Consider the following 583-nt stretch of genomic DNA (forward strand, 5'->3'; position numbering starts at 1 on the left):
GCTGTTCGACGAGCCGTTCAGCGCGCTCGACCCCCTCATCCGGCGCGACATGCAGGAGGAGGTGATCCGGCTGCACCACGAGGAGGGCCGCACGATGGTCTTCATCACCCACGACCTCAGCGAGGCGCTGAGGCTGGGCGACCGCATCGCCCTGATGCGCGACGGACGGGTGGTCCAGCTGGGCACCCCCGAGGAGATCGTGGGCTCGCCCGCCGACGACTACGTCCGCGACTTCGTCCGGGACGTCCCGCGCGAACAGGTCCTCACCGTCCGTACGGCCATGCGCCCCGCCTCGTCCGCCGACGAGGCGGGGCGAATGGCCGTACGGACGGTGAGGACCTGTTCGCGCGGGACGTCCCGGACGAAGTCGCGGACGTAGTCGTCGGCGGGCGAGCCCACGATCTCCTCGGGGGTGCCCAGCTGGACCACCCGTCCGTCGCGCATCAGGGCGATGCGGTCGCCCAGCCTCAGCGCCTCGCTGAGGTCGTGGGTGATGAAGACCATCGTGCGGCCCTCCTCGTGGTGCAGCCGGATCACCTCCTCCTGCATGTCGCGCCGGATGAGGGGGTCGAGCGCGCTGAAC

1 pseudogene is annotated in these 583 nt (G+C 70.8%); it reads left to right on the forward strand.

From position 1 onward, the window contains the following. Positions 1–379 (forward strand): annotated as a pseudogene (locus J0695_RS42050) (glycine/betaine ABC transporter ATP-binding protein); the annotation flags it as partial. Between the last annotated feature and the right edge of the window lie 204 nt (positions 380–583).

It is taken from the genome of Streptomyces beijiangensis (genome assembly GCF_017315755.1).
GTDB lineage: Bacteria > Actinomycetota > Actinomycetes > Streptomycetales > Streptomycetaceae > Streptomyces > Streptomyces beijiangensis.